13 protein-coding genes and 5 pseudogenes are annotated in these 19498 nt (G+C 65.4%); 9 read left to right on the top strand and 9 right to left on the bottom strand.

The window, feature by feature from the left end:
- From CKO27_RS22150 to CKO27_RS24760, 9 genes and pseudogenes are all read left to right on the top strand, one after another.
- Positions 1–586, top strand: a 586-nt coding sequence (locus CKO27_RS22150) for a hypothetical protein (protein ID WP_207281043.1), incomplete at its 5' end; no start/stop codon positions are given.
- A gap of 74 nt (positions 587–660) precedes the next feature.
- Positions 661–1593, top strand: coding sequence for an extracellular solute-binding protein (locus CKO27_RS22145; RefSeq protein WP_207281041.1), 933 nt, complete (start codon positions 661–663; stop codon positions 1591–1593).
- 28 nt (positions 1594–1621) lie between these two features.
- Entirely contained in the window at positions 1622–3136 is a 1515-nt protein-coding gene (locus tag CKO27_RS22140) for an ABC transporter permease (protein ID WP_200377098.1), read from the top strand.
- Positions 3133–3786 carry an ABC transporter ATP-binding protein gene (locus tag CKO27_RS22135; RefSeq protein ID WP_200377097.1) on the top strand — a complete coding sequence of 218 codons (654 nt, stop codon included), beginning with the start codon at positions 3133–3135 and terminating at the stop codon, positions 3784–3786. Before CKO27_RS22140 ends, CKO27_RS22135 begins: the two co-directional genes overlap by 4 nt.
- A complete protein-coding gene (locus CKO27_RS22130) occupies positions 3780–4805 on the top strand; it encodes a ligand-binding sensor domain-containing protein (RefSeq protein WP_200377096.1) in 1026 nt (341 codons plus the stop codon). The genes CKO27_RS22135 and CKO27_RS22130 overlap by 7 nt, the downstream gene beginning before the upstream one ends.
- Positions 4806–4880: 75 nt before the next feature.
- Positions 4881–8243, top strand: coding sequence for a hypothetical protein (locus tag CKO27_RS22125; protein ID WP_200377095.1), 3363 nt, complete (start codon positions 4881–4883; stop codon positions 8241–8243).
- 8 nt (positions 8244–8251) lie between these two features.
- On the top strand, positions 8252–9277 hold the full coding sequence (locus tag CKO27_RS22120; protein WP_200377094.1) for a zinc-ribbon domain-containing protein: 1026 nt from the start codon (positions 8252–8254) through the stop codon (positions 9275–9277).
- Between the two features lie 67 nt (positions 9278–9344).
- A pseudogene (locus CKO27_RS25385) lies at positions 9345–9425 on the top strand (zinc-ribbon domain-containing protein); the annotation flags it as partial.
- Positions 9426–9536: 111 nt separating this feature from the next.
- Positions 9537–9959, top strand: a complete 423-nt coding sequence (locus tag CKO27_RS24760) for a hypothetical protein (protein ID WP_242471073.1) — start codon at positions 9537–9539, stop codon at positions 9957–9959.
- A 668-nt stretch (positions 9960–10627) separates the two neighbouring features.
- On the opposite strand, the pseudogene CKO27_RS22105 reads toward CKO27_RS24760, so the two are convergent.
- From CKO27_RS22105 to istA (CKO27_RS22065), 9 genes and pseudogenes are all read right to left on the bottom strand, one after another.
- Positions 10628–11728, bottom strand: a pseudogene (locus CKO27_RS22105) (IS3 family transposase); the annotation flags it as partial.
- Between the two features lie 59 nt (positions 11729–11787).
- The gene (locus CKO27_RS22095) at positions 11788–12387 is read right to left on the bottom strand and encodes a DUF2238 domain-containing protein (protein WP_200377089.1); all 600 of its coding nucleotides are present in this window, start codon (positions 12385–12387) and stop codon (positions 11788–11790) included.
- A 589-nt stretch (positions 12388–12976) separates the two neighbouring features.
- Positions 12977–13117, bottom strand: a pseudogene (locus CKO27_RS22090) (ATP-binding protein); the annotation flags it as partial.
- Positions 13113–15221: a recombinase family protein gene (locus CKO27_RS22085; RefSeq protein ID WP_200377088.1), complete on the bottom strand. Its 2109-nt coding sequence runs from the start codon at positions 15219–15221 to the stop codon at positions 13113–13115. The gene CKO27_RS22085 and the pseudogene CKO27_RS22090, both read right to left, overlap by 5 nt.
- Positions 15208–15414, bottom strand: coding sequence for a hypothetical protein (locus tag CKO27_RS24755; RefSeq protein WP_242471072.1), 207 nt, complete (start codon positions 15412–15414; stop codon positions 15208–15210). The genes CKO27_RS22085 and CKO27_RS24755 overlap by 14 nt, the downstream gene beginning before the upstream one ends.
- 49 nt (positions 15415–15463) lie before the next feature.
- Positions 15464–15688, bottom strand: a pseudogene (locus CKO27_RS25380) (DUF5372 family protein); the annotation flags it as partial.
- 22 nt (positions 15689–15710) lie between these two features.
- Positions 15711–16136, bottom strand: a pseudogene (locus tag CKO27_RS22075) (ATP-binding protein); the annotation flags it as partial.
- A 20-nt stretch (positions 16137–16156) separates the two neighbouring features.
- A complete protein-coding gene (gene istA, locus CKO27_RS22070; RefSeq protein WP_200377086.1) occupies positions 16157–17692 on the bottom strand; it encodes an IS21 family transposase in 1536 nt (511 codons plus the stop codon).
- 125 nt (positions 17693–17817) lie between these two features.
- A complete protein-coding gene (istA, locus tag CKO27_RS22065; protein WP_338116164.1) occupies positions 17818–19062 on the bottom strand; it encodes an IS21 family transposase in 1245 nt (414 codons plus the stop codon).
- Positions 19063–19498 lie beyond the last annotated feature (436 nt).

Genomic DNA, 19498 nt, shown 5'->3' with positions numbered 1-19498 from the left:
CAGCTTAGGTCGCGCAGAAACAGCCCCATCTCGCGCCCCGCCGCCCCCCGTCGCGACTTTTGAGCCGCCTGCCGTCGTGCCGGCCCTCTGGAGTCCCAGGGTGGCGGGTCTCCTGTCGCTGCTGTTCTCCGTGGCCTTCGGCGCGTACCTGCAGGCCCGTAACTGGCAAGCGCTGGGCGCGCCGGATAAGGCGGTTGCGGCCATGCGCTGGGTTTACGCGATGGCGACGCTATTCGTCCTTTCCTTGATCATGCCGCCATTCCTGTATGGTCTGCTGGGCCTCGATCTGGCGTTCCTGACAAGATTATTTCCCCTCAGCGTGACGGATGGGTTCGTGCTGTGGTTGCCAGTACCACCCTTTTTCGGCTGGCTCGGACTGGGTTTGCTGCTGGCTTGGTTCATCAGCAGCGCTCGGGCGCAGATCGAGTGCGTCAAGCACCGCTACGGTACGGGTTACCCGCGCAAATCGTGGCTCGGTCCGGTAACGGCGGGGATCACCCTGATCATCGTTGCGCTGGCCATGGTCATGCTGGCGCGGCACCTGACCTTTTTCCTCTTCGATCTGGGCTCCGGCCTCACCCGATGAATATTGCGCGCCATGCCGCCTCGCTTGTTTTGTGCGCCTTGGCCGCCTGCTCAGGCGGCGGGGAGGAGCGCCGTGTGGTCGTCTACACCTCCGTCGACCAGATTCACTCCGAGCCCATCCTGCGCTCTTTCGAGCAACGCTCGGGCATCAAGGTCAAGGCCGTCTACGACGTGGAGGCCGCCAAGACCACTGGGTTGGTGAATCGCCTCGTAGCGGAGCGGGAACGACCACAGGCGGATGTTTTCTGGAACGGTGAGTTCGCCCAGACCCTGGCGCTGAAGCGCGAAGCCGTGCTGGCGCCCTACCGTTCACCGGCGGCTCAGGACTTGCCGCCCCCATTCCTGGATCCAGATGGTTACTGGATCGGTCTGGCCAGCCGGGCGCGGGTGATTCTGATCAATCGGCCGGCCTTGGCCGGGCAGCCGCCGCCCAGGTCGCTGGCGGAACTGGCGACCGGGTCTTTACCCGGCGCCCGTATTGGTCTCGCATACCCGCTGTTCGGCACCTCGGCCACCCACGCGGCGGCGCTTTACGAAGCCTGGGGCGCCGAGCGGGCGCGGGGGTACTTCGAGAGCCTCAAACGCAAGGGCGTGCGGGTGGTGGACGGCAACGCCGTGGTGCGCGACCTAGTGGTTGCGGGTCAGCTCACCGCTGGCCTGACGGATACGGACGATGCCTGCGAAGCCATCCAACGCGGTGCGCCCGTGACGGCCGTGTTCCCGGATCAGGATGGACAAGGCACGCTCCTCATTCCGGGCACCGTGGCCCTGGTAGCCGGTGCGCCCCATGTGAAAGAGGGACAGCGCCTGATCGACTTTCTGGTGGGCGCGGATGCCGAGCGGCAGATGATCGCCTCGGGTTGGAGTCAGATTCCGCTGCGCTCAGGAAGCCCCGTTGCCACCTGCTTTGGTGCGGTGCGAGTGAAAGGCATGGCCGTGGGCATGGACGCCGTCATGGGGCGGATGGAAGCGGCGCGGCGAGACCTGGAAACGATCTTCCTGCGCTGATTCTTACATGGACGCGCTACTGCACCACATGGGTCCGCTTCGCCCACTCGGTTGGGCGGCGTTTGCGTTTCTCGTCTACGGCCCGCTGGCGGCGGCGCTGTTCGACGCGTGTACCGGTGCGAGTGTCGATCTCCTGTCCGCTCGTCGCGCCGATCTCCTGGGAGCCAGTCTCCTCTTCTCGGCCAGTGTGGCGGTGCTCGCCATGGCGCTGGGAACGGCCGCTGCCCTGTGGTTGGCGCGCCACGGCGAACCGCTGATCCGAGCCGGCACTGGACCACTCCTCGCCACGCTGGCCATCCCGCCCACGGTGTACGCACTGGCGTGGAGCCACGCCTTTGCTTGGCTCGGTGTCGGAGGACTGTCCAGCGGTCCGTGGCTCATCGCCGGCGCGGCGGAAACCCTCTCTTATCTCCCCGCCGCCACGGGCTTTGCCCTGGCGGCCCTGCAGGCCGCCGACGGCGAGCTGCTGCAAGCCGGCCGCCTCTATCGCTCGGCAACCAGCGTCCTGGCCCGTATTGTCCTACCGCTGGCCCGACCCGCACTGGCGGGTGCAGCGGCCCTGATTTTCCTGCTCTCGCTGCTGGACTACACGATTCCGTCCATCTTCGGCGTCAATGTTTACGCCCTGGAAATCTTCGTCGGCTTCAGTGCGAGCTATCGCAGCGCCGACGCCGTGCTGCTCGCGGCGCCGCTGATTGTGCTGGCCGGCGCTGCGGCGACGATCGCCGTTTCCAGTTTGCGACAAGTGGGTCAACGGACCGTGGGCAACGAATTGCCTCGACTGCTGCGTGAGCTTCCCAACCTCGGTCAGGGCATCCTGGCTCTGGCGGCGGCCAGTCTAATGCTGGCCATCGCGGCCCCGGCGGTGGGGCTGATGCCGGGTCTGACCGATCCGGACTATCTCCTGCAAACGCTTCACGGTGCCGGCCCCGAGATCGGGTACAGCTTCGCTACCAGCGCTGCCGCTGCGCTGCTCGCCCTGCTGCTGGCCCTGATCCCGGCACTGGAACTGGCCAACCGCCGCGCCCTGTGGCTGTGGCTGTTGGTCCTCGTCCCAGTCTCGGTGCCGCCTGCCCTGAGCGGGGTCGGGCTGATCGTCTTCTGGGCGTCCATCGACCGTTTGCCCGTCTATGGCACACCCTGGATGACCGTGGCGGCCGAAGTGGCGCGCTACGCGCCCGTGGCGGCCGGATTGCTGGCCGTGGCGTTTCGCCGCATCGACAGCGGACTGGTCGACGCGGCCCTGGTTTCAGGCAACGGTTGGAGAGCCATTTGGCGTCGCGCCCTACTGCCCCTGGCCCGGCCGGGAATGCTTCTGGTGGCCGGGGCGTCCTTTGCTCTGGCCCTGGGCGAGTTGGGTGCCGCTGTGCTGGTGATGCCGCCCGGCCACAACACCCTGACCGTCAAGACCTACAACTATCTGCACTACGGCGGAACGCCGGCGGCAGCGGGGCTCTGCCTGGCCCAGTTCGCGCTGGCTTTGCTCGGCATGTTTCTGGCCGCCATGCCGGCCTGGCGCTGGCGGAAGGCCATTCCATCATGATCCGGGTCGAGGGTCTCACCCTAAGCTACGGGACAGCGACAGTATTGGATCGGCTGGATCTACGCGTCGCACGCGGCGAGTCAGTGGCCTTGCTTGGCGCCTCCGGCAGCGGCAAAACCACCCTGCTGCGCGCGATCGTGGGCCTGGCGGAGCCGATGGCGGGGCGCGTTTCTCTCAACGGCCAGGATGTCGGGTCTGTTCCGCCGCACGCCCGCGGAGCCGGCTTCGTCTTCCAGAGCGCGAACCTGTGGCCTCATCTGACCGTGGGGGACAACATCACCTTCGGCATCGGGCATCTGCCCAGGGTCGAGCGGCGGGCGCGCCTGAACGCACTGCTGGCGGCGATCGGTCTGGAGGCGCTGGAACATCGCTACCCCCCAGAGCTTTCCGGCGGTGAGGCCAGGCGCGTGGCCCTGGCACGGGCGCTGGCGCCCCGGCGTCCGATCCTGCTGCTCGATGAGCCGACGGTGAATCTGAATCCGGAACTGGCGGCGGCCATGCTCGATCTGATCGCCGCCGAGCGCCGCGCCCGTGGCACCACCCTGGTGCTGGTGACCCATCAGCGCGAGGAGGCGGTCAAACTGGCGGATCGGCTGGTGTGGCTGCGCAATGGCCGCCTGGATGATCTCTCGGGCGGGCCGCCATGCTGATTCGTCTGCGGCCAGTGCTGGCGGGGGCGCTGCAACTGCTGCTTGGCGCGGGACTCTTGATGGGAGTCACCTATGGCGTGCTCCAGGCCTTGGCCATGGACCGTCTCGCGCACTTGCCGGCAGGCTGGTCGATCATCCAGGCACCGGCCGACGTCGCCAGTCTGGCGCGGGTCGGCGATCGGATCTGGGCCGGCGGCGCAGAAGGACTGGCGCTGTTCTCCGTTGGCGGCGAGGCGCAACCGCTGCCCGCCGAGCTCACGTCCCTGCGCTTCGTCTCGGCATTGCGAGCGGAGCCCGATGGCAGCGTCTGGATTGCCCACGAAGTCGGCGTCAGCCGCTGGCGCCCCGGGACGCTGGAGAACTTCGACATCCCTGATGGCCGTGTGCCTGGCCGGGTGCTGTCGCTGCACCGTGACCGATCCGGTACCCTGTGGGTGGGGCACGAGCGGGGTCTGGTGCGCTGGATCGATGGCCACTTCGAGTCCGTAACGCCGCCGGCCGGATTCAGCCTCGGCCCAGTGGACGCCATCTGGATGGACCGGACGGGCACACTGTGGCTGGGCGACTCCTCCCCGCGCAGTGCCGGGCTGGTGGCGGTGGGCAAGGACGGCTGGCATCGCTACAGGCTGGCGGACGGACTCCCCCATCAATCGGTGAACGCGATCCTTGAGGATCGCCAGGGTACGCTCTGGGTGGGCACCGGCTTTGCCGGCCAGGGCGCGGCTCTGGCCATCGAACCTGACGGCTGGCGGATCGTGGGGCGGCGTGAGGGGCTGGCAGGCGACAAGGTGCGCTCGGTCTACGAGGATAGTCGTGGGCGCCTGTGGTTCGGCTCGGAATACGACGGCGTGGGGGTCCGCGACGCGCAGGGGGTGGTGATCCTGGACACCGCTTCGGGCCTCTCGGGACCGGAGGTCAAGTCGGTGCTGGAGTACCCATCCGACACCTTTTGGCTGGGCACGACCCATGGCATCACACGTATCGAGGGCTATTCCGGAATGAAACCGAACTCAGGGTGAAACGCGGCATTTGACCGGATAGCCACCTTGGCCGCTCAACCCGGTCTCGCTTGGACGCAGTTTAGGGGAAAGATAATGAATTTCTTCGAAGTCGAAGCGCGGTTTCGCGAACTGGCGGCGCAGCGGACTGCCGGGCGGATCGGGCAGGAAGCCTTTGTCGAAGCCGTCAATGCCCTGCGTGTCCAGGATGGGCAAGGCCGCTGGTGGCAGATCGATTCCTGGCAGGGCACTTGGCTGGTGTGGAACGGGACGGCCTGGGAGTCGGGCCAGCCGCCGTCGGCTGGGCGCGCCGAACCGGCACCGCCCGCCCCGCGGCCTGAGGCGGCGGCAGATGCTTCTGGCGGTCGCCGCGCCCCGGACACCGGCGCCGCTTCTGCCGGCGAGCAAGGCGCCGGCGCCGGCCGGCGCTTCCTGGATCGATTCATCACGCCGGCCGGCTTCCTGCGGGAGAGCAAACGTCCCATCGCCGAGCGCACCCAGGGTTGGTGGGATCTGCTCGCCATCGGGGGCGGCATCCTTTCCGGCTGTCTGTGGTTTCTTTATTCGAGCATCCGCGGGGTCCGGGAAGGGGTGGACTTGACCACCCTCATGCTGATGCCGGCGCTTCCAGTGGCCATCACCCTCCTCCGTCCATACCTGGACAAGCTGCTCGCGCCGGTCCAAGGCTTCCGGCGGAGGATCCCGAAGCTCGTGCTGGTGGGCATGGCTGTCGTAGCGCCCTTCGCCTCGGCCTTCGTGCTCTATGCGCTGAACTACAGACAGTACGAGTTGATGCATACCAACCTGATTCTGGGCACGCTCCTGTCCTATGCGCTGCTGCGCAACCCGGCACGGCCCGGCAGACCGGGGGGCAGTCAGGGGTCAGGCACCCTCTCGTCCCTGGCCTGGCTGGGGGCGCTCTCGGCGGCGGTACTGGCTGGGACCTTCGCGCCGGATGTGCTGGCTGACGACTGCCTGCGCGACATCTTCAACCTGAACGATTGCCTGCGTACCGACGGCTTTGCCCAGGTGATCGCCGGTGCGGCGACGGCGGTGGTGTCGATTCTGGTGAACGGGGTGGAGATCTCGCGCACGATCTTCCAGAGTCCGACGCCGGTGGAAGAGGACGAGACGCCCGAGCAGCGCAACTTCAGCGTACATGTGCATACGCTCGATGCGCAGGGCAGACCAGGCACCCGGGTGCGCGAGGGCGATGCCGGGGTCGTCTACATCTACGCTTACTGCACCAAGGACGGCGCACCCTTCCCGCCAGGCGATGCGACGGTCCTCTTTCCCGCGAGTCTCGGCGTGCCGGGCCTGACGATCGAGGATCTGGGCACCCTGCATCAGCAGCGCTGCGCCCGCGTCTCGATGCCCTCCCCGGTCCAGAGCGGCATGCCGGCCTCGGTCACCGTCACGGTGACGGCGGGCCAGGGGCAGTTCGCCATCCCGGTGACGCTCCAGGTCGAGCTTGGACTCTCACTCTCGGCCGAGATGATCCACGCGACCCAGGCGCCCGGCGCGAGACGCGACTATCCGGTCTTCGAGGCCCGGCCGAACGCCGCAGGCGACTCCTGGACCTTCCATGAACTGGTGGTCTTTTTTCACGCCCCGGAGAGCAGCGAGCCGATCCGGCCTGGGTTCACGCCTCAGTGGGAGACACCGGCGTTCGTACCTGATTTCATCGAACTGTCGCCGCTCGTCACGGATGCGGATCAACTGACGTGGCGGTGCAACGCCAGGATGAAGCCAGGCGCCAGGGTTCCCGAGGACTGGCTGGCGAGCGACGGAATCATCACCCTGACCTTCAAGTGCCGGGAGCCGCCGGCGGCTGGCGCATCTGCGGCGAAGGAGTACAGCGCGAAGCTGGGGCTGCGGCTGGCTCCGCTCCTGGAATTGGCGCATCTCTTCGACGTGGTGGCGGACGAGGTGCGCGAATACAGGGGCATCGAGCTTCACGAAGGCGAATTCGCGGCGGATGGGGAGGACACCATCGGCATCCTCTTCTTCGTGCGCTCGCGCCTCTGCGAGGATCCGGACCGCGTGGCCGATGGCTATGATCTCAAGTCGGTGAAGATCGATCTGGCGGCGGATGCCCGACACCTGTATGAGCTGAAGCCCGACCCCGATTTCAGGGAGCCCGGCAAGCTCCGTTATAGGATCCGGTCCCGCCGGCCGATCCTGCACACCAGGGAAGTGAAGCTGCCGCTCATGCTCCAGGCGCAGGGGGAGTACGCCAAGACAGGCAGCCAGCACAAATCCTCGCTGGGGGATCCCATTGCCATCCGCGTCAGGCCCTGTCCCCTGTATCTGAGACTCTGGGTGGTGCCGGGCAGGAAACGCGGCACCTCGGAGGCTGGCGCGATCACCGGGGTGCGCCTGGCGCGTGCGCCCTGGTTGGCGGCGCTGGAAGGACTGGATCTGGAGCTCGCGGTTTCCTCCGCCGGCGGGACTCCGGCCCTGTCGATTCAGGCCGCCCCGACCCAGACGGTGAACGCGGATGGCGAGAGCGCCTGGGTACTGGAGTATTCGGGCCTGACCTTCGCCAACATCGGGAGCGCAGAGTTTCGCGTGAAGTGCCGGATCGCGTCGTGCGCCGAGGCTACGGTCTTCACGGTCAGCGTCGGTAGCAATGTGCTTAGCTTCCTGCGCGACCTGGAGGACAAGGCCCCTTCGTTACGTCTGACCAATCCCGAGTTCCAGCATCGCTCGGCCCTCGGCCGCGCGGCCGATTACCTCTGGCCGGACTCGACGCTCGGCCTTCTCTACAACTTTCGCTCCATGCTGGCCGAGAAGCTGGGCTACCCGGCGCCGCCCGAATGGAATGCCTATGTCTGCGGCGAGCTGGCGCGCCGTCTTCTGCACTGGGCGATGGAGCGTCGCTATGGCTATGGAGGCTATGGGATCGAGACCTCCCTGAAGATGAATGGCATCGAGCTTGGGGAATACACATTCAACCATCTGCATGACTTCTTCGGCTTCAACCTCAGCGGGAACGACCCCTGGGCCGAGGCCAAGTTCATCGATCCCTGGTGGAACCAGGCATTTGACGATCAGGTCGTGCTCTCCCTGACCGAGGAACGCGTGAAGCTCGTCGGCTCAATCACCTTCCTGATCTCGGCGGGGGCGCTCGTCCTGCTCTTCGTGGGACAGGGGCTGGCGGCGACGTGCGCCCAGTACGCGCCGTCGGTGCTGGCTCTGTTCCGCAGTTATATCTATTCGAAGATCAAGAATATCCCGTTCAATCCCACGCATACGGTGGGCGTGTTTGGCGCCCTTGGAGCGATCGGCACGGCCTATTTCTGGCCGACGTTGTGGGCGGAACTCGCCTTCTTCGAGGACGACGACCTCATCGGCTACCATAAGTATCGAAATGACTGGCTGAAGACTCAGCGCGAAGTCTGCTGCTCGTCGCCGGCCGGCGGACTGCCGCCGGTGGAAGCCGTCGAACCCTGGTGAGTGCCATCATGAGACCATCCTCCTCCTCCTCTTCCCCGGACCCGCTCCCGCCAGGCACGACCTTTATCCTCGCCGGGCAGCAAGGCGCGCGCATGGCGGCCCTGGGACAGGCCCTGCAGCGAGTCTGTACCGGCGAGGCTCCCGCCGCGAATCATGCCGGCGCCCTGGGAAACGGCGTCACCGCCTTGATCGCCCTGGCGGGAACGCCGCCCGTGCAAGATATCCCGATCGATGGCACGTGGCATGGCGCCCTGCAATCGCTGCCAGGCGGTGTTCGCTTGCTGATGGTGGAAGACGCGGATGGCGGGCAAAGCTTTACGCTGCGATGCAATGACCAGCGGGTCGCCTTCGAGGGCGAGTGGGAGATGCGGTCTCCCCAGGCGGCGGCCGGGCGGTTTTATCTCGCACGCAGCCAGGGGGGCTGGAAACTGCGCCTGGTCGATGGAGAGCGGGAGCTTGCGGTCGAACTCGCCGGTGTCGATGGTCTGACCTGGACTGATCCACCGGATCAGCTTCGGCTGTTCGCTCAAGGGGGTACCGCCATCGGGCGGGTCGTTCAGGAACTTGAACGGATTGCGCCATCGACTGGTTCCTCCGCCAGCGCTCCTCCTCCGCCGCCTGCCGCGCCTCCTGCGGACCGCAGGTCCACTCGTTGGTACTACCTCAGCGGGATCGAACGGAAGGGTCCCGTCGATGACGAGACCATGCATGCGCTTGGCCAGAGGGGCGCGATTACAGCCCAGACGCTGGTCTGGAACGAAACGCTGGCGGACTGGATGTCGGCCGAGCGCGCCGGGCTGGCAATCCCCGTGGTCGAACGGCCCGCCGTGACCCCGCCGCCTCCCGGCGAACCGCCGCTCACCTCGGACGCCGGCCGCCACTGCGCGAGTTGTGGTGCCACGAATTCCCGCGAAGCGAAGTTCTGCCGTCAGTGCGGCACGCCCTTGTCCCCGGAGCGGCTTTGTCCCGCCTGTCGGCAGCCCGTGGCCGCGACGGCCCGATTCTGCCGTCACTGCGGTGGGTCATTGGCTTAACGACGCGGGTCCAATCCTCAATGCGGCCCTCAATCTTCACTTACTGGCGCAGACCTGTTTCCTGATCATGTCAATTCCCTCACCCGTCTTCTGTTCCAACTGCGGAGCCACGCTCACGGCGGGCAGTATGTTTTGCGACCAATGCGGTGAGCGCATTGCGCCGCCTGCCGACATGCCTGGTGCCGCGCCAGGTGTTCCCCCGGCAAGCGACCCCGTTCCAGGGACACGGCGCTTCCGCGCCGGACTTCTTGCCGTGTCCTTGAGCCTGATCACGGCCCTTGGCGGCGGTGGTCTGATGCTCTGGAAACAACTCGGCACGGCACCCTGGAGCGGGCCGCCCATTGCCGTGAGCCTCCCCATCCCCCGCTCACCCGTTGGCTCCTCCCACGAAAATACGGCCCCACCCGTCGAAGTCGCCTACATCCATTTTCTCGATGAAACCCATCGCCGGCTGGGTGGCAAACTCCATGTCGGCTCTCCCACCTCGACTCCATCCCGCGTCGAAGTCCAAATAACCGTCAACGGAAAGGCCGAAACCCTCGTCGTTGTGGAGCAGAACAACAACGGCCGTGCTGCCACGGTAATCCTTGGCCCCAAAGACGCAGGCGCTGTTCGTACCTACCAATTGATCCATGGCGTCGAGGGTTGGAAAGTCGCTGGATTCCAAGACCGGGATGGCTAATGGCTAAGAGTCTGTTCATAAACTTTATTGTCCGAAGCAAGGTTAAAACCACCGCCTTTAGTTCTACTTTGTCAGATTCATTCCAGCGCCACGGCCGTGCGTCGAGCGTGTGAGTCCTTGGTCTGCTGACGGCGTTGATGGCGCTTGGCGATGATGGCCGCGAGGTCTTCGGCGGTGAGCTGGCGGCGGGGCAAGAGATGGGCAAGCGCCGTGACCAAGTCGTTGAACGAGAGCATGGGCCACTGGGTACGGCCGTGAATCTTCTGCTTGGCCAGGAACAGCGTCGCCAGCATCACCAAGGCCATGTGGTGGTGCCCGGCATCCCAGCGGCGGACCTGGTAGTCGGCGAGACCGCATTCGCTCTTGGCCTCGCGAAAGCTGTGCTCGATGAAGAAACGTTGAGCCTGGACACGCGCCAGTTCCGCCCAGGGCGTGCGCTCGGGGGCATTGGACAGGCCATAGTGAGAGATCTCTGTGGCGCCGATCTCGCGGCGCACCAATAAGTGCCAGCATCGGGCGTGGGTTTGGGAGTCGTCCCAGATCCACACGCGGGTATGCAGATATTCAGCAACCAACGGGCCTTTCTCACCGCCGCTCAGGCACAGCCGTTTCCAGGCCTCAGGCGGTTGGGCAACGGCCCACTGATCGACGCGCACCGCGGGGACTTGCTGACGCTTGCGATTGTAGAACACCTCGATGTACTCGAAGGCGGTGGCCTTCATGGCGTCGCGGGTGGCGAAGCGCTCCCCGAAGACCCGCTCGTTCTTGAAGCTGTTGAACCAGCTCTCGGTCGGGGCGTTGTCCACAGCAGTTCCCCTTGCGGCTCATCGAGCAGACCATGCCGTACTGCGCCAGCTTTTCCTGGAACGCATGGCTCGCGTACTGGCTCCCCCGATCGGAATGGTGGATCAGCCCCGGGGCCGGCTGGCGTCGAAACCAACCCATGGTCAGCGCGTCGGCGACGCGGTCGGCCGTCAGGCGCGGCTTCAGCGACCAGCCCACGACCTCGCGGTTGAACAGGTCCAGCACGATGGCCAAGTACAGCCAGCCTTCATCCGTCCACAGGTAGGTGATGTCGGCACTCCAGACCTGATTCGGGCCGCTCGGGGCGAAGTCGCGCGCGAGCCGGTTGTCGGCCACCGGCAGGCGGTGTTTGGAGTCGGTCGTAGCCTTGTAGCGGCGCTTGTGGCGCCCCCGGATGCCGTGCTCGCGCATCAGGCGCTCCACCCGTGCCTTGCTCGCAGAGAAGCCTCGTGCGCGCCGCTCACGTATCATCTGCGGGCGGCCATAGGCGCCCTTGAGCTCGGCATGGATGGATCGGATCAGGGCCAGCCACTGTGCGTCCGTCAGCCCCTGGCGATCCGGTGTGCCGCCACCCTGCCAGGCCCGGTAGCCCCCGACACTCACATCGAGGACATCACACAGCTCGTTCAGGGCGAAGCCGTCGCGGTGCGCAGCGATCCAGGCGTACTTCACAGCGCCTCCCGCGCGAAGTACGCCGTCGCTTTTTTTAAGATCTCGACCTCGCGTTTGAGCCGCGCGTTCTCCGCGCGCAGACGCGACAGCTCCATCGCCTCCGGCGTCACTTTCACGGCGCCCGCGCCGTTGAGCGTGCCGACGTCGAACGCCTTCACCCAGTGGCGCAGGGTCGGCTCGACCAGACCCATCTCCTTGGCCACCGCGCTCACGCTCTTGCCGTCCTTGACCCGCTTGACCGCCTGTTCCTTGAACTCGGCGGTGTACTCTTGCTTCGGGATCTTCTGCCTCATCGTCTCCAGTGTGACAGACAGTCTACGTCACCCTTGGAAGACTAAATTTCGGGGGAACCTCACTGGAGTTGCCTATCCTGAAGGCGTGAAAACAGTACCAACGCGCTGACCGCACCGATTAGGGCGAAAAACATGTCGGATTGCGTGTCCCAGGGATCACCTTGCGTGCCGAGGAAGTCATCCGCGCCTTGTCCGAGCCAGATGGCCACAGCCCATTCAATTAGCTCATAGCTGGCACTGATGGCCAAGACGACGCAGATCACGAGGAAGGCGAGCATGAGCTTCCCTTGCACAAAGGCCCCGCGCAGGAGAATTTCGCGTGTGACGAGGGCGGGCACGAAGCCCTGAAAGAAATGGCCGATTTTGTCGTAAGGGTTGCGGCTGAGGTCCAGGAGATCGGCGATCTGGAAACCCAGGGGAACACGGGCGTAGGTGTAAGCGCCACCGAGCATCAACACCAGGGCGTGTAGAAAAATGCCGGTATAGACCAGGGTGGTCAGCGGGAATCCCTGGTAGGTCGCCCACAGCAGCGGGAGGGCGATCAGAATCGGCAAGACTTCCAGCACCCAGGTGGCACGGTCATAGGGCTGCACACCCGAGAGAACCAGGAGCGCGAGGAGGACCAATGAGGCGATGACCAGGAGCGTGGTGCGGGTCATGGGGCATTCTCCAGTCGCAGGAACGGTGATGGCGTTTCCATCGGGATCGCTCAGGAAGCGGACCATCCCCTTGATAAGCTGGCCTGTGTTCTTGATGCCATACAAACATGTCAACATGTTTACTGATTCAAGAAACTTATCGCTGAGTGATCTCAACGCTGGGTGATTGTATCTGCCAGCCGATCACCTTGACGAGCCGCCACGCGGCTTGATGTACGCGGGCGACGGCCAGCAAGCACGCGGCCTTCTTGCCGCCGCGCAGGCGACAATAACGAATCGCCCCCACCCTTGGGACCACTCCAAGAACCGCTGCTGTTCGGTGGGTGGGAGACGCCGCTTAGCCACTGGGACGGCGGGACAGTCATCGGAGTGAACACTACCACCTGTCCCGCTGCCCCGCTGTTCCGCCAGAAAATCGAAGCCTGTGAAAGGACGAGCGCTCATCATCAACGGGGCTGCTTGCCTATTCCACGCCATTCGGCCACCGCTTCCCCAATCATCCGGCCGGGGATTCCACGGCGATCCGGCCACCCGTTCCACGGGTATCCGGCCGGGGCCGTCGGAGCGAAGCGACGCAGGTCTACTGTTGTTACAAGTTCTCCCCGGCGGGCGTCAAGGGTTTCTGTCGGCGTTTGCGCAATGACTCGCCCTTGAGGGTGAGGCGATAGGCGTTAGGCACGAGGCGATCCAGGATGGCATCGGCCAGGGTGGGATCGCCAAAGTCTTCATACTGCCTCCTTCTGGGATCGGTTGGTACGCCGTACCCGCTGGACGTAGCACTTCAATTCGTCGATCTTGTTGGGTGTGAGCAAAATTTTCCAAGGCATTCCCCTGGCCATCTGGTGTCCGTCCACCTGGCCCCGGCGCACCCAGTGGTACACCGTGCCCACCGTGACGCCCACCGCCTCGGCGACGCCTTCCACTGAATACGTCCCGTCCGTCCAGCGTGGGGGATTGGGCTCGTTACCGTTCTCTTCGATGGCCGGTATCTGCCATTGGCGACGCAACAGCCACACCAACTTGCCGCTGAAGAGGCGTCCGCGCGCGGTCTGGAACCCTTCGGCATTGAGGGCCACAGCGATGTCGGCATCGGTCTTCTGGACGGCGCTGAGCATCTGCACGCGGGACTGAAGCTCCTCGCGTCGCGGATACTCCCGATAGCTTTGCACATTACGCCGGACCACATCGTTGCTGGCGGCGCCGGTTTGCCAAACGATCCGGTAGCGGATGCAGCCGGGCTCGGCCTTGGCATCGACCACCACGCTTTGCACCACGAGCCGAAGCAGTCGCTTCCGATCGGCTGGCGTGGTGGTCGGGGCGTGCCAGAGGTGCGGCACATCCTCGGCTAACGCGAGAATGGCCTGGCGGTCCGCCTCGGTCACGTTGATTGCATGCTGGGAGGCCCAACGCTGGTGAGCGTGCTCCAGCTCCTCCAGCACCCGCAGCTTGTCTTCCCACTGGCGCTCCAGCGTGCGCGCGACCAGACGATGCTCGGGCTCGACCCCATTGTATTGACGCCAGGCCCGTTCGCTGTCGTAGCGGGCATGTTCCAAGCGCAGTTGCCACTGGTGTTGCAGGGCGGCGTTTTCCTGTTCGAACTGTTCGAGCGTTGCCAGGGCCAGCGCCAATTGATCGGGCTCAAGCGCTTTGAGCAGATGCCGTTCGATCTCCGCATCCAAGGCCAGAGCCCGGACCTCCTGACAGCGGGGTCGGTTGTACTCATGGCGGGCAACCGCACAGCGATAGACCGGATATTGCCCGTCCGGGCCAGAGTAGCGCACTTGCATGAGGGCACCGCATCGGCCACAGCGGATGAGGCCTTGCAACAAGGCCTGACCTTGGCGGGGGACACCATGCCGGTCGGCTTGATAGCGGTTCTGATTGTCCTGCAACTGCTGCTGGGTCGCGAGAAAGCGTTCCCAACTGATGTAAGCCGGATAGACGTCGGGTAAGCAGACCGGCCAGTGCGCCAGGGGACGGCGAACCAGACCACTCTGGGGATGCCCCGGCTGACGGCGCGTCGGATCCCGGGTTGTCTGCCCATAGACGTAGGCGCCGGCATAGGCCGGATTATGCAAGATGGCCAGCACACGGCTAGCGCTGGCCGGTTGCCAAAGAATCTCGTGCGGGGCCGGGCCGCGCAGAGGACGGGTGGGCAGGGGCAGATTCGTCCGGTGCAAGTCGCGCAGAACCGCGCGGGCACTGCCCAATTCCTCGAACTTCTGAAAGACCAGCCGCAAGCGGGCTTGAACCTCTTCGTCCGGATTCAACACGATGGTCCCCTCGCGCAGGCGCTCCAGGCCGACCGGCAAGCTCAGGTGCAACTCGCCGCGTTCCGCCTTTTGGTATTCCCCGGCCTGCAGCCGGATTTTCAGTTGATGCAGTTCGGCTTCGCTCATGATTCCCGACAACCCCAAGAGCAGTCGGTCGTGATACTGGCGCGGATCATAGAGTTGCTCGCCATCGGCGAGCAGCGTGCCGAACAAAGAGCACAATTCGACCAAGCGGCACCAGTCGCTATTGTTGCGTGCCAACCGCGAGGCGTCGAGGCTGAGGACCAGCCCCACCTGGCCCAGCCCGATCTCGGCGATCAGGTGTTGAAAGCCGCTCCGTTGCTCGGCGGACGTTCCGCTCTTGCCCAGATCCTCATCGACGACCTGAATCCGATCCCTGGGCCAACCCAAGGCCACCGCCCGTTCGACCAATCGATATTGCAGTTCGGTACTCTCGGCATGGCGAGTGACCTGGCCCGGTGAGGATTGCCGGATATAGACATAGGCCGGCTTAGCCTGATGAGTGGTCGTGACTTTGGACGGTGCATCAAATGAATTCATCGGGTGTCTCCGCGGGTGGGCGAGCGCTGATCGGCGGCAGACGCCGGATCAGCGTGGCCAAGAGTTGCGCCAGTTGCTGGCGGCGTGTCGGATCCAATCGGTTCCAGAGACTGGGGGATCCCGTCGCGGGCCGAGCCGCTGGCGGACTTGGGGGAATCGTGCGGGGCAGGAGTGAAGTCTGATCGCGTCTCATCCGAGCTCTCCTCTGCGGCCTGCAGGAAGCGGCCAACGTGGTGTGCTAGAGGTAAGAGCGTCCGGACGGAGACGGGCAAGAGCGGATTCGATACGGCATCGGCAGACGCTTGCCGATTGGGATCCGTCGCGGATCGGAGTACAGAGCGATGCTCTCCGTCGGGTAGCCTCACGAGCAGGAAAGCAGGTCCTTTGGAAGAGGGTTTCGGGACGACGGGTAGGATCTGTCCGAACAATGGGTGAGTGGGATCGTTGATCGTGACGTGGGAGATCACTCGATCAAGGAGTGGGGCATCCTGCGATGTTTGGTTCGCCGATCAAGTCGTGCCAATGCTCGACCGGTAGTTGGCTGGTGATGAGCGTGGCGCGCCGGCTGTGGCGGTCGTCGAGCCGTTCGAGCAGATCGCGCCGGGCCTCGGCCTCGAGCCCCATCAGTCCCCAGTCGTCCAGCAGCAGCAAATCGGTGTTGGCGAAGCGGCGCATGAGCTTGGGGAAGCCGCCGTCGGTATGGGCGAGGCGCAGCTCCTCGAACAGGCGCGGGGCGCGCCGATAGCGGGTGGTGAACCCCTGGCGGCAGGCCTGCTGCGCCAGGGCGCACGCCAACCAGGTTTTCCCCACGCCGGCCGGGCCGAGGATCAGGCCGTTGAGGCCCTCGCGGATCCATTGGCCGGTGGCCAGTTGGGTGATGAGGCCGCGATCCAGACCGCGCGGGGTGGTGTAGTTCCTTTGTTGAGGTGTGACGGTCAGTGGAAATAGCCCGGACCACGCCGGTGGTCGTGGGCGGCGGGCAGATCCAGGCGCTGCTGTTCAGGGAGGGCTTGGCGGTCGAGGCCGCGTTGCAGGATCGACTCGATGCTCTTGTAGCGGCAGGCGTTCAGACGCAGCGCCCGTGCACAGGCGGCCTCCAGGCGGTCGTGACCATAACGTTCGCCCAGACGCAGGATCCCCAGACAGGAGCGGAAGCCCTGCTGGGGATGCGCACGGTTGGCGAGGATCTGGGCGATGACCCCGGCGGTGGCCGGTCCGCGCTTCTCGGCCCAGCGCACGAGGCGTTCCGGGGTCCACTCGGCGAACTCCCGATGCGCCTTGGGCATGTGCTCGGCCACGGTGGTGTGGCGGCCCTTCAGGGCGGAGCGCACATGACTGGCCACGCGCTGGCGCTGGTGGAAGCACTCGACCGTGTGCTCGGTGAGGCGCACGTCCAGGGCCTGCTTCACCAGGGTGTAGGGCACCGAGTAGTAGTGCCCGTCGACCTCGACGTGATAATCGATGTTCACCCGTACCCGTTTCCAGGTGGCGTAGACGTAAGGGGTCAGGGGCAGCGGGCGCAGCGCCGGATGCTCGATCGTCTCGAAGGCCGTGCGGCGCGAACCGGGCAGTTTCTTGAAGGGTCGCTGATTGAGCCGTTCCAGCAGGGCGGCGATCGCCGTGTTCAGTGCGCTTAGGCTGAAGAAGGTCTGGTGGCGCAGGGCCGCCAGGATCCAGCGCTCGACGATCTGCACCCCGGTCTCCGCCTTGGCCTTGTCCCGCGGCTTGCGCACCCGTGCCGGCACCACGGCCACACCGTCGTGGTTGGCCAGCTCCAGATAAGTGGGATTGAAATCGGGTTCGTAGCGGTGTGCCTTGCTGACGCCGCTGCGCAGATTGTCCGGAACCAGAATGGCTGGAACCCCATCGAAGTAGCCGAAGGCCCGCACATGCGAGCCGATCCAGTCGGACAGACCTTGCGACCAGGTCGCCTCGGCATAGGTGTAGTTGGAAGCCCCGAGCACCGCCACGAAGATCTGTGCGGTGCGGATCTCCCCGCTGGCCGGATCGACGACCTCCACCGTGTGCCCGGCGTAGTCGACGAACAGCTTCTCCCTGGCACGGTGGGTCTGGCGCATCACCACGTCGAGCGCCCCGCTCCAGCCCTCGTAGCGCTTGCAGAACCAGCTGTAGCCGAAGCCCTCGGGATGGGCGGCCCGGTACTCCTCCCACAGCAGCATCAGCGTGACACCGGGGCGGCGCAGCTCTTGATGCACCACCGCCCAGTCCGGCACCACGCGGGTGTCGGCCGCCACCGCCGGTGGCGGCGGAAACAGCCGCCGCTCCAGCTCCCGATCGCTCAATGCCTCGGGCAAGGGCCAACTCAGCCCAGAGGCGGCAAACCGCCGCTCGTACTCCCCGAGGCTGCTGCGCGACACCTGCAGGCTCGCCGCGATCTGCCGGTGCGACAAACCGGCCTCGAACCGCAGGCGCAAATACTCGCGAATCTTACGCATGGACAAACGCTCCATCTCGACCCCTTGCTTCGAAAAAAGGGTCGATCCGAGTGGATCGTGGTCCTGCGTCGCCCCCTGCCCGGGGGTGGCCGAATGGCCGTGGAATCAGTGGCCGGATCGCCGTGGAACGGGTGGCCGAATCAGCGTGGAATCAGTGGCCGAATGCCCGTGGAATGGGTGGCCGAATGGGCGCGGAATAGGCACTCGGGGGTGAGTGTCAACGTCAACGCCGCCGGAGGATTGACCGGACCTGGCGGGGGTGACTCCACCAGGCGCCCCAGCAGATTGAGGAGGTGCGGCTTGGACGGTGCGCCTGCGGCCAGGGCCATCTCCACGGCCTTCAGGACCAGGGACTCCTCGTGATGCCGCACCAGGGACAGGATCTCGACCATCTCCCGGTCCCCGCCCTGGCGTTTGAGCCGCACGCTCTGCAGGCGCTTGAAGGCCTCGGGGAGTTCGGCAAACGGGGCGCCGTTGCGTAAAGCGCCCGGTTTGCGCTGCAGGAGGCCCAGGTAATGCCGCCAGTCGTAGAACGTCCGGCCATTCTTGTGACGGCGCTCGATGAGGCGCGGGTGCGCGGCGATGACCTGTCCTTCGGCCACCACGACCAACCGCTCGGCATAGACACGCAGACTGACCGGGCGATTGGCGAAGACGGCGGGGACACGGTAGCGATGGCACTCGAAGTGAATGAGGCAGGTCGGGGAGACCCGCTTGGGGTGTTCGACAAACCCGTCGAAGGGCGCCGGCACCGCCATCAGCGACGGGCGTTCCTCCGCCCAGACTTCGGCCACGCTGACCGCCAGGTCGGGATGCCGGAGCTCCGCCCAGAGTTCCAGACAGCGCTGTTCCAACCAGGTATTCACGCCGGCCAGATCCTGGAACGCGGGGGCCTGTTGCCAGAAACACGGACGGGAGTCCTGCCCGGACTTCTCGATCTGGCCTTTCTCCCAACCAGCCGCCGGGTTACAGAACTCGGGTTCGAACAGGTAGTGGCTGGCTATCGCCTGAAAGCGCGGGTTGACGTCCCGGGCTTTCCCTTTGCCGACCCGCTCGACGGCGGTCTTCATGTTGTCGTAGATGCCGCGCCGCGGAATGCCTCCCAGCACGCGAAAGGCATGGGCGTGGGCATCAAACAGCCTCTCGTGGGTTTGCAGCAGATAGGCGCGCAGGAAGAAGGCGCGACTGTCGGCGAGTTTGAAGTGGGCGACCTGCAACTGGGTGCGCCCACCGCCAATCACCACCCCGTCCTCGCTCCAGTCGAACTGGAACGCTTCCCCGGGGGCAAAGGTCAGGGGAACGAAGGGGCCACCTCCCACGCGACGCACCGCTTCCGGCGGCGATCGCCAGCGGCGCAACCGGTTCGATCCGTGCCTGATCCCCATCTGGAAGGTGCTCTATCAGTCCATCCTCGTAGTGGGATCGTCCCTCCGGCCACGCGACGTGCGCGAGCGGATGTCGCGCGGCATCCTCGTAGATACTCTGTTCTGACGCAAGTCCGATTTGCCTCCGATCTATCATTTTTTTCTATCGGCATCGTTGCCTCAGTGGGACGGTCGTTGAGCATCGGCCAACCCCCTCGGCATCAGCTTCGATGATGGAGGGGGCTTGGCTGCGGGTTTGGCGCGGGCGGGCTCCGTGTGGACAACACGTGAATGCCGCAAGCGGGCGTGTGGACAAGCCGGGGACAACCTGCTGCCCCGGCGGGTTGCCCCCACCTTGCCCACACTCATTCACCCGTTGCCCACACGGCGCCGCGCTGAGTCCGCGGCGGGCCGCGAGTGCCTGCGGCGCGACGGCTGCTGATTTTTTAAATAGGAA

It is taken from the genome of Thiocystis violacea (assembly GCF_016583575.1).
Taxonomy (GTDB): domain Bacteria; phylum Pseudomonadota; class Gammaproteobacteria; order Chromatiales; family Chromatiaceae; genus Thiocystis; species Thiocystis violacea.
The sequence above is the reverse complement of the archived record's forward strand: the minus strand, read 5'-3'. Positions and strand labels throughout refer to the sequence as shown.